This is a genomic window from Microbacterium sp. NPDC006705 (genome assembly GCF_044903545.1).
In the GTDB taxonomy this organism is placed as follows: Bacteria; Actinomycetota; Actinomycetes; order Actinomycetales; family Microbacteriaceae; genus Microbacterium; species Microbacterium plantarum.
Genome location: NZ_JBJDQQ010000001.1, coordinates 21,549 through 36,807 on the forward strand (window position 1 = coordinate 21,549; position 15,259 = coordinate 36,807).

Annotated in this window: 8 protein-coding genes; all 8 read right to left on the reverse strand. The window is 71.7% G+C overall.

The window, feature by feature from the left end; all coding sequences use genetic code 11:
• Positions 1-12: 12 nt before the first annotated feature.
• Genes ACI2K6_RS00095 through ACI2K6_RS00130 form a run of 8 tightly spaced genes read right to left on the reverse strand, consistent with a single transcriptional unit; the run spans position 13 to position 15,259 of the window.
• Positions 13-795, reverse strand: coding sequence for a hypothetical protein (locus tag ACI2K6_RS00095; RefSeq protein WP_323985843.1), 783 nt, complete (start codon positions 793-795; stop codon positions 13-15).
• Positions 792-2,276 carry a protein kinase gene (locus ACI2K6_RS00100; RefSeq protein WP_404567683.1) on the reverse strand — a complete coding sequence of 495 codons (1,485 nt, stop codon included), beginning with the start codon at positions 2,274-2,276 and terminating at the stop codon, positions 792-794. The genes ACI2K6_RS00095 and ACI2K6_RS00100 overlap by 4 nt, the downstream gene beginning before the upstream one ends.
• A complete protein-coding gene (locus ACI2K6_RS00105; protein ID WP_269266044.1) occupies positions 2,269-3,123 on the reverse strand; it encodes a PP2C family serine/threonine-protein phosphatase in 855 nt (284 codons plus the stop codon). Before ACI2K6_RS00105 ends, ACI2K6_RS00100 begins: the two co-directional genes overlap by 8 nt.
• Positions 3,123-4,421: an FHA domain-containing protein gene (locus ACI2K6_RS00110; RefSeq protein WP_404567684.1), complete on the reverse strand. Its 1,299-nt coding sequence runs from the start codon at positions 4,419-4,421 to the stop codon at positions 3,123-3,125. Before ACI2K6_RS00110 ends, ACI2K6_RS00105 begins: the two co-directional genes overlap by 1 nt.
• A gap of 51 nt (positions 4,422-4,472) precedes the next feature.
• Positions 4,473-6,977 (reverse strand): transglutaminase domain-containing protein, encoded by a 2,505-nt coding sequence (locus ACI2K6_RS00115; protein ID WP_404567685.1) that lies wholly within the window; start codon positions 6,975-6,977, stop codon positions 4,473-4,475.
• Positions 6,974-8,329 carry a DUF58 domain-containing protein gene (locus ACI2K6_RS00120; RefSeq protein ID WP_274179558.1) on the reverse strand — a complete coding sequence of 452 codons (1,356 nt, stop codon included), beginning with the start codon at positions 8,327-8,329 and terminating at the stop codon, positions 6,974-6,976. The genes ACI2K6_RS00115 and ACI2K6_RS00120 overlap by 4 nt, the downstream gene beginning before the upstream one ends.
• A complete protein-coding gene (locus ACI2K6_RS00125; protein WP_404567686.1) occupies positions 8,326-9,291 on the reverse strand; it encodes an AAA family ATPase in 966 nt (321 codons plus the stop codon). The genes ACI2K6_RS00120 and ACI2K6_RS00125 overlap by 4 nt, the downstream gene beginning before the upstream one ends.
• A gap of 31 nt (positions 9,292-9,322) precedes the next feature.
• Complete coding sequence (locus ACI2K6_RS00130; protein ID WP_404567688.1) at positions 9,323-15,259, reverse strand: Ig-like domain-containing protein; 5,937 nt, start codon at positions 15,257-15,259, stop codon at positions 9,323-9,325.

Consider the following 15,259-nt stretch of genomic DNA (forward strand, 5'->3'; position numbering starts at 1 on the left):
CTGCGGCGCGGTTCAGGCCTGTTCGCTGCGGATCTCGTCGAGCAGTGGCAGATCTGCGGCGGTCACGAGGCGTGAGAGCACCGCGTGCTCGACGAGTCGCGCCCGCCGATTGGTGGCCAGCTTGCCCACGCCGCCGCGGAGGCCGCGCACGCCCTCACGGTCGAGCTTGTCGCAGACGTTGTCGAGCTTGCGGTTGAACGTCGTCAGCGGCCAGCCGAGACGCTCCGCCGCCGCAGCCGACGTCGGCACCTGGCTCGAGCCGACCATGCCTCCCCGGAGGATCGGCTCGCACAAGGCCAGCAGCAGCAGACGCTGGCTGGAGGTCAGCGCGACGGCGCCCACGGTCGTCGTGCCGACGTGGTCGTCCGTCGTGCGAGGAAAGCTGTCACGGACGGTGAATCGAGACCCGTCGGTGTGGACCGTCAGCTCGTAGGTGTACGCGCCGGCCGTGAACATGACCACGAGAGCGGGGAACACGAGGGGAACCCGCGCTCCCGGGCCGAGTACGGCCTGATAGGCGCCGTCGGGAGTGGCGAGACTGACGGAGATCGACTGTCCGATGTTCGACAGCCACCACAGGCCGTGCTCGGCATCGATGGCGAGCAGCCGACGGTGCAGGTACGGGTTCGTGTCGATGACGAGGTCGGCGTCGCGGCCGATCGCGTAGGTGGTCCCCGCGACCGGACGGAACCACTCGCCGCAGAACTCGATCGCGACGCTCTCGGCAGTCTCGCCGGCAGCGGCGCCCACCTCCTCGCGGTCGTGCTCGTCGGTGTCGTGCTCGATGGCTGTCATGCTCCTCCTCCGATGATCAACACGATGGCCGTCGCGGCGGCGCCGAGGAGGATGACCCCGGCCCCGACGACCGCGATGACCGTGCCGTTCCCGCGGCGCTTCGCGGCGGTCGCCGCGGGCTGGCGGACGGGCGCCTCCACGCGGACGCGCGCGACCTCCGGGACCTCGCGCGGCGCGCGGGCCCGGTAGCGCTCGCCGTCGGCATCCGGCCCGACTGCGAGACGATCGGTGTCGACGCGGCCGCGCACCACCTCATCACGCAGCGCTCGCCGCACGAGGGTCGTCGGCTCGCTGTCGGGACCAGCCAGGGGGAGGTCCTGCGGCGGCCGGGATCCCTGCGCGCCGGGGAGGGACCGCGACACCAGACGCGTGTGATCGTTGTCGGGGTCGCTGCTCCGGGCCGAAAGGACGGTGCGGTCGTCAGCCTCGGCGGCGCGACGGACGGCCAGAGCGGTGCGGTCGTCGTCGGGGCCGGTGCGCCGCGCGGCCAGCACGGTGCGCTCGTCGGAATCGTCGTCGACCGGGGCGCGGCGGCGTTCGGCGAGCACGGTGCGGTCGGCGAGCACGGTGTGGTCGGCGAGCACGGTGTGGTCGGCGTCGTCGTCGTCGCCTTCGGGTCGGCGCCGACTCGCCAGCACGGTCCGCTCGTCCTCGTCGGGCGGAGCGTCCGCCGTAGCCGCAGCATCCTCTTCGACCGGCTCACGGACGTCGAGGTGCGTGACCGGGAGGTGACAGTCCGACTCGATGCGCTGCAGCTCGAGGCCGAACTCGGCGGCAGACGGACCTCGCCCCGCCTCCGTCGACTCGAGGGTCGCGAGGACGAGCGTCTCCAGTTCGGCAGGAACCGAGTCGACCCCCTCGAGCGGCGATGCCGTGTCGGCCACGGGGCGTCCCGTCAAGAGCTCGGTGGCCGCCGCGGCGAGGCCGTGCACATCGGTGGCTCGCGCACGAGGCGACAGGTCATGCCCGTCGCGAAGAAGCAGATCGTCACTGTCGAAGCCGATGATGGCGGGCCAGCCGTAATCGGTCGTCAGAACGTTCTCGATACGGATGCGGCCGTGGGCGATTCCGCTCCTGTGGGCGGTCTCGACAGCGCCGCAGAGGCGGACGAGCAGCCGGAGGGTCTCGGGCACGCTCATCGGACGCCGCGAGGCGGTCTCGGCGAGGGCAGCGCGCGAGCAGTACTCCATCACGAGGTACGGTCTGCCGTCGTCGGTCGTGTCAGCGGAGTGCACCGTCGCCGCGCTCGGATGCGTCGTCAGGGCGATCAAGCGCGCGGCGGCTGCGGCGAACGCCGTGCGCTCGCGCTCTCCGAGCGGATGGCGGAAGACCTTGACCGCTACCGGCTTCCTGCCGGTGGCATCCCGGTACAGGTGAACGTCCGCGCGGTCGCTCGACGACAGCACTCGGTCGGGGTTTCGGCCGTCGATGGCCGCAGGGACCGAGACCGGCGGGCGGGACCGACGACGCAGCTCAGCCATGGTCCGCTCGGCGGCGTCGAGAGCGCGCCGTGGCGACCTCGACCGTCGCGGTGACGGACTCGCTGTTCATGAAGCCGCCGGTCGTGTCCTCGAGCCGAGGACTGATGCCGCCGGCGACGACGTCCAGGACGATCGTGCTGATGTTGTCGCGGCCGCCGTGAGCCAAGGCCTGCGTGACGAGGGACTCCGCGGTCTGCGCGGGGGAGCCGCCCATCATGAGCCCCGCGCGAAGAGCCTCGTCGGAGAGCTCTCCGGTGAGCCCGTCGGAGCAGACGACGATGCGCTCACCGGTGACGATCGGGATGAGCCAGAAATCGGCGCGGCTGCGCTCGCCGCCGATCGCTCGGGTGATGACGTTCCGGCCTTCGTACGTCGACATCTGATCACGGGTCAGCTGCCCGGCATCCACGAGCTCCTGCGCGACCGAATGGTCGATCGTCAACTGCTCGAGGCGCTCGGCGAGCAGACGGTAGACGCGCGAGTCGCCGACGTTGACGATGAGCCAGCGCCGCACCCCGCCCTGCTGCACGGCGACGACGCCGGACAGGGTCGAGCCCGCACCGCGGGAGGTTCCGGCGGCGACGACGGACACCGCGGAATGGGCCCGTTCGACAGCGTCGGCGACCTCCTCGGGGCGCAGATCGTCGCGGCCCACGAGCGGCCGGAACACCTCGATGACCGCGGCAGATGCGCGATCGCCGGCATCATGTCCGCCCATGCCGTCGGCCACGACGAACACGGGGTACTCGGCCAGCAGAGCGTCCTCGTTCACCGACCGGCGGCGCCCCGTGTCGGTGCGGCTGCCGCTGGTCACATGGACGTCGATCGGAGGAGTGGCGGTGGTCATCAGGCTTCGGTGAGCTGGAGCTCGGCGTCGCCCAAGTGGAAGATGCCCGATACCGGCGTAGGCCCGGAAGCCTCGACATCGTCGGGACCGACGAAGACGCCGTTGGTGGACGCCAGGTCGGTGATCGTCCAGACCGTACCGGTGTGCTGCAACAGCGCGTGCGTCTTCGACACCGTGCGGGTGACATCGTCGATCGCGATGATCTGCGCGTCGGGCGCTGCGTCGGGGGCGACCGGGTTCCGGCCGAGGACGACGGCCGCAGCGGAGAGCGCGACGGACGACCCGTTCGGCAGACGCAGCGTGGCCTGCGGTCCGCGGCGGGCCGCGAGCACGGTGCGCTCATCGACATCCGCCTCATCGTCGACGGGCGCGGCCACCGGGGCGGCCACCGGGGCGGCCTGCGCGACCGGTGCCGCAACCGGCTGCGGTGCCGGCGAAGGCGAAGCCGTCGGAGCGGACCACGACTGGGGGGCCGGATCCGCAACGCCGGGCCCGGCGGGCGGAGGCGGCGGAGCCCAGGGGCTCGCGCTGATCGGCTCGGCTGCGGGGGCGGCGGGCGTCGGCACGCCGGGCGCGGCGTTCGACGGCGCGGCGCTCGCGGGAGCGAAGAGCGGCGGTGCCGGTGGCGCGGCCGGCGCGGGCGACGCGAGAGCGGCCGTGACCGGGGCGGAGGGGACACCGGCATCCGTCGGGGGATTGCGGAAGGGCGCCGGCTCGGCGGGCGCCTCGCGGCCGAGCCACCGGGCGGAACCCCACCCGACGACGCTCGCCCATACCGGGAAGAGCAGGGCGCCCAGCACGACGAACCCCGTGCCCAGGCCGAACCCGCGGCACAGGGAGCGCAGCATCCGGATCTGGATCACGAGCGCGAAGGCGAGGAAGCCGAGCCAGATGAGAGCAGGCACGACCGCCGCGGCAGCGAGTGCGCCGGCGGCGCTTCCGGCGTCGCCGCCGAAGCCGGCGTTCAGGGCGATCCCAGCGAAAAGCCCGGCGACGACCCCCGAGATGATCGTGACCAGCACGGCACCACCTGCCAGCACCGCCGCCCACCAGCCGCGCATGCCGGCGAGGACGTAGAGCTCCCAGAAGTTGAGCACCGGGACCCACGCCCGCCAGGGATCGACACCGGTCTTGCGGAACACCGCCGTCAGCGCGAGCGCGGTCCACACATAGATGCCGATGCCGAGCACCACCTGGACGATTCCGAGCGCCGCGAACGCGCCCGAGGGCCCGCCGTTCCCACCGCCGAGCGCCATGACCGTCGTCGCAGCGTCGATCGTGAAGCCGTGTGCCTTCACCTGTTCTCCTGCCCTCGAGCGCGGTGCATCCCGCGCGTGCCGCGTGCCACCTTATCGATCCCGTCGGCTGCGCGGCAGTCGTTGCGTACGGCCGATGCGACGTTCCCGTCGCATCAGCGAACGCAGCGACACCCGCGCGCGGAGCCGAGCCCAGAAGCTCAGCCCCTCGTCGAGCCGCGAGCGCTCCGACTCGACGATCCGCCAGAAGCGTTCGGCGTCGTCCTCATCGGGCGGCGCGACATCGAACACCGAACGGTCCGCGAGCGTCGCCAGCTCGGCTGCTCCGGCCGAACCGCCGTACGCCGCGACGAGCTCGTGCCTCGTCCGTGAGCCGGGGCCGGGGAGGCCGTGGTCGACCGCGGAGTCGACGAACTCCTGCCAGCCGCCGGTGAACCGCGCGAAGGGGTCGGTGCTCGCGCGGCGTCCCCTGCGCCGCGCGAGCTTGACCAGCACGATGAGCGCGAACGGTCCGAAGAGCAGCAGCAGGACGAGCAGCGAGACCCCGCCGATGCGAAGCGCCGTCCACAGGGCGGTGAGGTCCTGCGAGGTCGCGGAATCGTCGTTCGGACTCCGCCCGCCGTCGCTCGGATTGGCGTCGGCGGGCTGCACCGTCTCGGCCTGCTCCTGCCGCACGTCGGTCGGGATCTTCGGGTCCTGCCGCTGCTGCGTATCGGGAGAGGGGAACACCGCGTGCTGGGGAGTGACGTCGACGGCAACCCACTCGGGGCCGACGCCGCGTACCTCCAGCCAGGCTGAGATGTCGCCCGCCGCACAGACCCCCTCGTCACAGGTCGCGAGCGTGTCGTCGGTCGAATCCAGCCGCGCGCCCATGACGATCCGGGCGTCGAAGCCGAGCCGATCGGCGATCATCATCGCCGCCACGGCGAACTGCTCGTCGTCGCCGACCGCGGCGACCAGCGCCGCGTCGTCGTCACCGCCCACCTCGTCCTCGCGCGCGAGGAGATCCGCGAAGAGCTGGTCGATGCGATCGGTGGAGTGCCCGGCCCGGCTCGGCTGGAACGCGTAGTCGCCCAGCTCGGCAGTCCACGCCGGCGGTGCCGCCGGATCGATCGTGAGCGCATGGCTGAGGAAGCCCCGCGCGCGCAGCAGCTCCACGAGCTGTTCGAGCCCGGCGCCTCCAGACCCGCTCGCATGCTCGTCCACCCACCGCACGAGAGTCTCGGGCACGACATCCTCGCCGAGGGTGGGAGCCGACCGTGCCGGCTCGAGCGAGCCGAGAGTCGGCGGATCCTCGCGATACGCGGTGCCCTGTCGGTACTCCGCCCCGGGCGCGAGCCCCGGCGCGGCCAGCTGGACGCCCGCGGCCGTCTCGGTGTTGTAGTAGAAGCCGTCGGCGAGGGTTGCGGCATCCGTGCCGTCGAAGTCGACCGAGGTGACAGCGCCGAGCGTCGGCATCCAGACCTCGTTCCACCCCTCGATGACGATGCGCCCGGCACCGGCCGCGGAACCGGGGTCGGCAGGCAGCGCCGACGGAACCCGGGTGAAGGAGGAGCGCGCGTCACCCGGCGCCGCGGCGGGGTCGACGACCCGGGCCGACCGGCCGTCGTAGTACGGCAGCGTGGCCAGGCGCACGCGGTCGACACCCGCCGGCGCGGCCACACGGAACATCGTCTGGTCGAACCGGTCGTCGCCGAACCAGGTGCGGTACTGCCCGAGGGGGCTCAGCTCGGCGGCGATCTCGAGTCGCGGGTCGACCTCGGCTCGCAGAACGTCGCGCGAGGTGCCGGCGAGCGCCCACGGCGCGACGACGGTCGCCGCGACCAGCCCGACGGCGACCATTCCCGCCGCGGTCGCGGCGCGGCCGGCGAGCCCTCGGATGGGGCGGTTTCCGCTCCGTACCCCCGTCGCGGCCGTCGCGGCCGCTATCGCGTGTCGGCGATCCGCCGTGGTGCGCCACACGATCGCGACGAGAGCCATCACGAGCGCGGCCATTCCGACCAGCGCCTCCCGGCTCAGCGACACCGGCCCGACGCTCAGGCCCGGCATCGGTGCGGTGGCGCCGAAGGCGATTCCGAAGACGGTCGGGAGGAGTGTCGTGACGACGGCCAGCGGCCACCATCGTCCGCCCCGCCACGCGATCGAGAGGGCGAGCACCGTCGCAGCGAGGAAGACCAGAAAGGCCGGTGCGAGTGTCGCCTGGTAGCTGCCGAGCGGCAGCTCGAGCGTCAGCAGGTCCTTCCATCCGGTGACCGGGGCCGTCACGACTCCCCGCAGTCCCTGAAGGGCCTGAGACACCGAGCCGAGCGAGCCGGGGGCCGCGAGCGGGAGGCCGAGGACGACGTACGTCGCGATCGTCGCGAGCGCGAGCCACCAGCCGTTCAGGCGCCAGCGCAGGCCGGCTGCTGCGAGGGCCGTCCCCGCGAGCATCGCGGCGACGACGACGATGACGAACGCGGCGCTGCGATAGATCGGCCAGGCCGCGAGAGCGCCCACGGAGATCACGAGCAGGAGGACCGCGGCCTGCGCGATGAGGAATCGCCACGCGGTTCGGGGGGTGCGTCGAGCCCGCAGGTCGCGCCGTGCCGGGGCGCTCACGACTGCGCCGCCCGCGACAGCAGCTGACGGAGGTCGTCGAGGAGCCCGATGGAGAGCACCGACATCGACCCGAGGGCCTTGAAGCCGGGCTCGGCCTCGAGTGAGCAGGTCACCGCGATGACCCCGACGTCGGCGGGGAAGGCCAGCGCGGCGGACTGCAGCTGCGCGGCGGTCAGGGTCGAGCCGCAGACGAGGAACGCGATCGACACGTCGGGGTGGCTCTCCGCAGCGAGCGACGCGGCATCGCGCAGGGGGCTGACATGCTCGATGCGGTCGAGCCCGGCGAGGTCGTCGAGCAGCGTGCGGGTCGTGATGGTGGTGAGCTCGCGGATGGTGCGGATGCGCCGACGTGCGAACTCGGGCACCTCGCCGCCGACGACGACGTCTACGTCGCGGCCGTCGCGGATGCCGCGGATGCCGAGTGAGGCGGCGGCGCTGACGGCGAGCTCGAACTCCTCGTCGGAGGCGTACTCGTCGTCACCGACCGCGAGGGCGATGACCATACGACTGCGCCGGGTCTCCTCGTACTGGCGCACCATGAGGGTGCCGGTCTTCGCCGTCGACTTCCAGTGGATCTGGCGCTGCGAGTCACCGGCGACATACGGCCGGATGGCATGGAAGGAGAAGTCCGCGTCGACGACGGTGCGCGACGCGCTGCCCTCGAGATCGCGGATGTAGCCGGTCGTGGTGCTGCGCAGCGTGGTGGTGACGGGGTGGATGTAGAGCGTGTGCACGTCGTCCCACGTCCCCTCCCGCTTGAGGATGCCGAGGGGGTCGCCCCGCACGGTGCGAGCGGGGCCGACCGTGATGATGCCGCGCCGGTGCGTCGGCACCACGACCTGTTCGGTGTGGGTGTGTCCGTGGCGCAGCAGGGGAACGTGCACATCGACGATGCCGTCGCCCACCGGGACGTCGATGCGACCGGGCAGGGCGGGCGCTGTGCCGACGTTGGTCACGACGAGCGTCCCCTCGACCTGCGTTCCGGCGACGACCCGGTCGTGCTCGAGCTGCAGGTCGACCTGGTAGGCGCGTGCGCTGAAGAGGAAGGGCACCGACAATGCGAGGAGCACGAGGGCCGCCACACCGGCGGCGGCGAGCTCCATGAGACCGAGCGGCAGTCCGACACCGAGCCCGACGACAGCGGTGATGACCATGAGCCACCCGGCCACCGTGACCGTCTCGGAGATCCATCGCGCCGTGGCCGTGGCTGCGCGTCGCAGACGCCGCCACGATTGCACGCCGCGCACCGCGAGCACGGTGGTGCGGCCGGTCGTGCCGAACCGCGTGCGCGCGAAACCCGTGCCCTCCGAGAAGGAGGTGCGGGTGAGGCGGGACTCGGTGTCGAAGCTCACACGGTCTCTCTCTGTCTGGGCGGCACCGTGTCGAGGAGCACCTGCCCGATGACGGCGCCGGCCGTCACACCGTCGAACTCGGCCTCGGGGTCGAGGATCAGCCGGTGCGCGAGCACCGGCTCGGCGAGGGCCTTCACGTCGTCGGGCGTGACGTAGCTGCGACCGTGGGCGATCGCCCAGGTCTTCGCCGCCTTCGTCAGCGCGATCGCGCCGCGGACGCTCACCCCGAGGCGCACTTCGGTGGCGAGGCGGGTGGCCTCGATCAGACGGGCGATGTAGTCGAGGACGAGCGCGTCGAGGTAGACCCCGCGCGCGATGTCGGCCATGCTCACGACGCCCTGGGGGGTGATGACGGGCGAGACCTCGCGGCGGGTCTCGGCAGCGCCCTCGAGGATGCGCACCGTTGCCGCGTGGTCGGGATACCCGAGTGTCGTCTTCATCAGGAAGCGGTCGAGCTGCGCCTCCGGCAGCCGGTAGGTGCCCGCCTGCTCGACGGGGTTCTGCGTCGCGACGACGAGGAAGGGCACACCCACCCGGCGGCTGACGCCGTCGACGGTGACCTGGCCCTCTTCCATGACCTCCAGCAGCGCGGACTGCGTCTTGGGCGAGGCGCGGTTGATCTCGTCGGCGAGCACGACGTTGGCGAAGATCGGACCCTGGTGGAACTCGAACTCGCCGCGGCTCTGGTCGTAGACCGTGATGCCGGTGACATCGCCGGGCAGCAGGTCGGGGGTGAACTGGATGCGGCTGCTCGTGCCCTGCACGGTCTGCCCCATGGCGCGGGCGAGCGAGGTCTTGCCGGTGCCGGGGTAGTCCTCCAGCAGCAAGTGTCCCTCGGAGACCATCGCGGTGAACGCGAGCTCGATGACATGCCGCTTGCCGAGGACGACCTTCTCGACGTTGTCGACGAGCGTCGCGAACGTCTCCTGGAACCAGGAGGTCTGCTCCGGTGTGATGCTCATGGGGTCCTCTCGCTTCGCCGTGCGGCGGGGGTCAGGGGGTGCCGTCGCCGGCACCGCCGGCGGGGTCGGTGGGAGTCGGTTCCGGTGCGGCGATCTGTTCGCAGGTGCGTTCGAGGGTGAGCTTCTGCAAGCTGGACAAAGGCCCCGCCCACGTGATCGTGTAACGGTTGCTTCGTACCGCGCCCGTGCCGCCGACGGCCTCGGAGGCCACCGAATACGTGCCCGACGGGAGACCGGGCGGATTCCAAGCCGGAACCGACGTCTGATCCGAACGGCACGACGGTAGCGAGTTCGCGGACACCTGAACCGGGAAGGAAGCCGTGGACGACGCAGGACCGATGGGTGAAGCATCCGAGCAATTGGTCGGGTAGCCGAGGAACGTGTCGCACCACTGTCCCGACCAGCCAGTCACCGGTCCGTTGTAACTCGGCGCGAAGTCGCGGGCCGGGTTGCCACCCTGCAGCAGGCGGAACTGCGCGTCGTCAAACGGGGGGTTGGTCGGCTGATTGAGCCGGGCGTCATAGGTGTACGTCGTCCCATCGCCGTTCGGCCGCGTGTTCACGGAGAACGTGATCCCGTCCGGCGCCTCGACGTTGCCGACGGGACGCGCAGAGATCTCGGCGCCGGTGACGCCGAAGCCCTTCTTGCCGTTGAACGTGTGCTCAGCGCATGCCCACACCGTCTTGCGTTTGAACGCCTGCGCTTCGAACTGCTGACTCGTCGCCGAACCGGTGGGCACGCATGCGTCGGCCGAGACGTCGCTGAAGCCGATGAGGGTCTGCGTCCCATCGCCGTTCGAGGTCACCGATGCGGTCACGCGCATCGAGTTCGACGTGTTGGTCTCCGACAGGGTCAGGCCCGGGGCCCCGACTCCGTGCGCCGTCACGGCACGCGACTGTCCTTCGCTCGAGCCCGCCGCGATGGGAGGCAGGTCGAAGGTCGTCAGCGGCGTCGCAGTGAGCGTGGTCGCGGAGTTGGAGCCGACGTCGTAGTTCGTGAAGGTCGCGGTACCGCCGACCACCGGACGCGTGTCCGATCCCTGGCGGCCGCCGGTCAGTCGGACGCTGCCGGTCGTGGCGTCGAGTCCCGTCACGGTGATGGTCGCGCGTCCGCCGTCGCGGCCGTTGGGCACCGGCTCGAACGACGATCCCGCGGGCTGTGCCGGCGGGCGGTAGGCCCAGGCCTGCGCGCGGACGGTCGATCGCGATTCGCCGACCGAACTGTACGCGCGGGCCTCGTAGGTGATCTTCTCGCCGACGGGCGCGGAGATCGGCGAGCACGACCCGGAGGCCGGGCAGGTGGCGACCTCGCGCCCGTCTGCCGTGATGCGGTAGCCCTGGACCGCGGGGTAGGAGCCGCCATCGGAGGTCACACGCAGGCTCACCGAGTCGCCGGTGTACGCGGTCCACTCCATGCGGGCGGGATTCGCCGGAAGGCCCTGCAGGTCGAGGATGACCTGTCCGTTGCGCGCACCGCTGGACTGCCGCCCCTGCGCGTCCTCGACGGTGAAACTCCCCGTGCACTCGGCCGCGCCCGGCGCATCCGAGCTCCACGTCGCGCGCACCGCGGTGTCGCTCGCCCGGGAGAAGGACACCCCGGTGCAGTTGCCGGGGCCGCTGGCTCCGACGAGCCGCAGGGGCGTGCCGGGCAGCGGGTTGACCTCGCCGGCGCCGCCGATCACTTCGATCGTGCACGAAGTCGCGCCGCCGGACTGCGAGCAGGTCTGCACCGCCGACCCGCCCTTGGGGAGCGTCGACGGTGCCGGACCGACGGTCAGGAGGAGGTTCGCCGGTGCGGCGTCGGAGTGACTCGGGAGCGAGATCGCGACGGGTTCCTGGCGGCCGGGGCGCGCGGCATCCGCTGCCGTCACCGTCGCCGTGTTTCCGTCGACTGTGACGGTGAACTGGTCTCCGCCGTACGAACCGGCGTAGCGGACCGACTCCCAGTCGGCGCGGCCGGCCCACTGGACCATCTGCGCGAGGTCGTAGGTCTGCGTCGATCCGGGACTCACGGTCAGCGACGCGCTCCGCAGAGTCGGCTGCGGGATCTCGGCCTCGACGGTCACGCGGAGCGTCAGGAACGTCGGGACGTCTTGCGTGCTCAGCCGCGCGGGCACGATGCAGCTGTCGGTCCACGGTGCGCCGGCGCCCGCGGCGTAACGGATCGTGGTGCCCGATACGACGCTGCAGACGGCTTCGCCGCGCGCGCCGCCCGTGCGGATGCCGTCGTCGATGACCAGGGTCGCGCCGCGGGGCACGCGCACCGCGTCGGCGAGGTCGACCTCGACGCTTTCCTTCTCGCGCACCTGCAGGGGCGGGAAGCCTTCACGCAGCGCGAGCCGGACGTCGGCCTCACCGGGCACGCGGAGGAATCCGTAGGACGTGACCTCGGTGCCGTCGAAGGCGGTTCCGGTCACCTCGAAGGGGATGAGGCGTGATCGCTCGGGCAGCTCACCCGAGATCTTCCAGCCGTCGACGTCGAGATCCGCCGGTTCGCCCCAGAGCGAGAGACGCAAGCCCGAGACGTCGCCGGTGTTCCACGACACCTGGCCGTCGAGGACATCGACGCCCTGCGGGAAGTCCTCACGGTTCTCGAGCGTCAGCACGGTGTCGCGCACGACGGGATAGTCGGGCACCGGCTCGCGCACCGTCTTGACGACGATCAGTCCGATGGCGGTGTCGCCGCGCTCGTTCCTCACGCTGTAGGTGTACGAGAAGGTGCCGAGCACGTCGCCGGCCCGCAGCGTCACGGCGCCGTTCTCGACGGTTCCGATAAGGCTCTGCAGGGTCTCGTACTCGCTCGAGCCTTCCTGAGCGTTGGGGGCGACGCCGATCAGCTCGAGGTCGCTCCCCGCGGGATCGATGTCGTTGTCGGTGGGCCGCACGACCGCCGTGCTCTCGGCGCCGACCTGCACCTGCAGGTAGTCGCTGTAGGTGACCGGGCTCGGGTCGGTCTGCGTGTCGATGACACCGACGCGGACATCCGCGGTGCCGGTCGCGCCACTGGGGTCCCGGACGGCGTACGGGAACCTGACCTGACCGCTGAAGCCGTCCGGGCTCGTGTAGATGATGGCCGAGCCGTCTGCGGAGATCGTCGCCGACCCCTGCTCGGGCTGCGCGACGATCCGATCGAGCACGACGGGGTCGCCGTCGGGGTCGACCGCGTAGCCGTCGAGGGGGATGCTGACCGATTGCCCGCTGAGGACACGGCCGACGAGCGTGCGCGGGAGCGGAGCCTGATTCGACTCGTCGCCCACGACCGTGACCGTCACGCGGGCCGTATCGGTGACCTCGGGGAAGCCCAGCCGGAAGACCGTGTAGGTCAGCGCGTACGTCCCGGCCTGCTCGGGCGCGAGATAGCGCAGCAGACGGCTGGTGGCGAAGGCGAGTCCGCCGCCGGTCTCGTTCACGATCGACGACGGGTCGATCGCGATGAGCGCGCCCGACGGGGCGGTGTCGTTCGCGAGCACGGGGATGTCGATCTGCGTGCCCGCTCGCACCGTCACAGCATCGTCGACCGCGATGGGAGGCTCGGCGCTGGCCGAGGGCAGCAGGACCACGGTGAGCTCGCCCTGGGCTGTCGCGGCTGCACTGCCGGTCCCGTCCGAGACGGTGTACCGCACGACGCCGAGGCGCCCCGGCTCTCCCGAGTCGGTCGTCCCGCTGACCCGCAGCAGGCTCTGCCCGACCAGGTCGACGCCCAACGATGCGAAGGGATCGCTCTCGGGGCGGATGTCGCTGAGCAGCAGCACCGAACCGGCGGGGTTCGACACCGCCGCGGCGACGTCGATGGTCGCGTCCTCGTTCGGCCGCACGAACGCCGTGAGAGGCGGGGTCGTGATGCCCGCGGATTCGGGCGCGAGCATCGTGACGCGCACCATCGCGGTGGCCTCTGTCAGCGAATCCCGCACGTTGTACTGCACGAGATATGAACCGGGGGCCGAGGCGGTCACGACCATGCTGAGGGCGGCGGGGTTCGCCGCCGCCGTCGTCTGCGCCTCGTTGAGCGGCACGACGCCGGTGAGGGAGACCGGCCCGGCGGCGCCGGCGACGTACGGCGCCACGGACACATCCAGGGGCTCACCGACGACTCCCGTAACGGCGAACGACTCAGCCGTGAGCTCGGGCGTCGGGGTCACGGTGATCGTGAGCGGCTGCGTCACCGTCGCTCCGCGCGCGTCGGAGACCGTGACCGTGATGGTCACGGCCAATCCCTCCGTCGTGTTGGGATCGGGATGCTGGTAAGTGAGCGTCCCCTCGGGCGACGTCGTCACGGTTCCCACGCCGGTGTCGTTGGTCGCGCCGGCGAGGAAGACCGGATCGCCCTCCGGATCGACCCAGCCCTCGAGCAGCTCCGCTGAGACGGTTCCGCCGGGAGCCACCGTGAGCGATGGCCACGTCGCGAGGCATCCCTCGACGCCGCACCACACCGGCGGGCTGTTCTGATCGTCGGGGACGACCGTGAGGGTGACGGTGGCGACCTCGGAGAGCAGGCCGTCGGCGGCAGTGCCGTCGGTCACGCGGTAGCGGAGCGTCGCCGTGCCGGAGGCCTCGGGGGAGACCGCGACCGTCAGCTGCTGCTGCGCGCCCGTGATGGACGCCGTGCCGAATGCCGGATCGAGGTTCTCGAGCGAGGCCGGGTCGATGCTCAGCACGTCCTCGTTCGGGTCGTGGTCGTTGAGCAGGACGGGCAGGAGCGTCACCGAGCCGGCGCGGACGCCGAACGCGTCGTCGACGGCCACCGGCGGCTTGGGGTCGACCACGCGCTCCGAGGTGGCATCATCCTGCTGCTCGACCTCGACTTGGCGATCGAGGTCCCACTGCTGCGACGATGCGATGAGGGCCCCGTCCGGGACGTTCCACACCCAGCCGGAGCGGCGATCGTTGAGTGCGAGCCTGGTGCCGTTTCCGACGAATGCCGGGTCGACGTTGTCGCCGATGTCAGCGCCCCGGTAATCCAGGTCGGTCACGGCGCCGGGATCGGCGCTCGACCAGAGCGAGCCGGCGGATTCACCGTCGCCGAGCCACGCGGCGTACACCGTCGTGTCGAGCACGGCCGGCTTGGCCGGGGTGCCGGCGCCGGGGCGGTCGAGCACCCGCGATGCGGTGCCGCCGGAGATATCGACGGCCACGACGCCCTCGGCGTCGGCGACGTAAGCCCGGTCTCCCTCGGGAGCGGCATCCTGCAGCCGCGCGCCGGTGGCGAGGTCGGTCGTGATGGGCTCGTCGCGGCCGCGCAGCCAGACGTCGCCGGTCGCTTCGTCGAGGAGCACCCAGCGGGTTCCGACGACACTGAGCTGCGCCGTCTCGAGCTCCGCCGGTCCGGTGTCTTCGCCGAAGATGCTGCCCGTGCGCGAGTCGGCGCGGACCACACGACCCTCGTCGGCCGAATAGGCGTACACCACGCCTGCCGCGTCGACGGCGACGGCGGTAGCGACGAAGCGGGGCCGCTCCTCGCCCTCGGGCACCTCGGCGTCGGCGTACGGATCGATCGGGATGCCTTCGCCGCCGCCGGACAGGCTCGACCCGAACACGGCGCCGGCGTCCGTCCGGTACGCGATCGCGTCGCCGGTCACGGCGATGTCGGCGGTTCCCGGAGGCGTCGGGGTGAAAGCGTCCTCCGCGTCGTCCGTGAGGTCGGCGGGACGCCCCATGTCGACATCGGAGAACTGGGAGGCGCCGTCGCTGTAGACGAACAGACGGTCCGTCGTCTGCGCGACCGCACTGCCGTTGTCGACCTGCTTCACGGTGTCGATCTCGCCGAGCTCGAGGTTGACACGGGCGTATCCGCTGCCGGCGCCGTTCTGCAGCGCCCACACGGTCGGGTCGTCGGGCGGCGTCTGCTGCGCGTCGTATCCGGGCCACACGACCGCCAGGGCCGCCGTGACCGCGAGGACCGCCGTCACGGCGCCCGCGGCGATCCAGGTGGTCCGGCGCACGCGGGGTCGCGTGCTCTCGCGCCGCGCCAT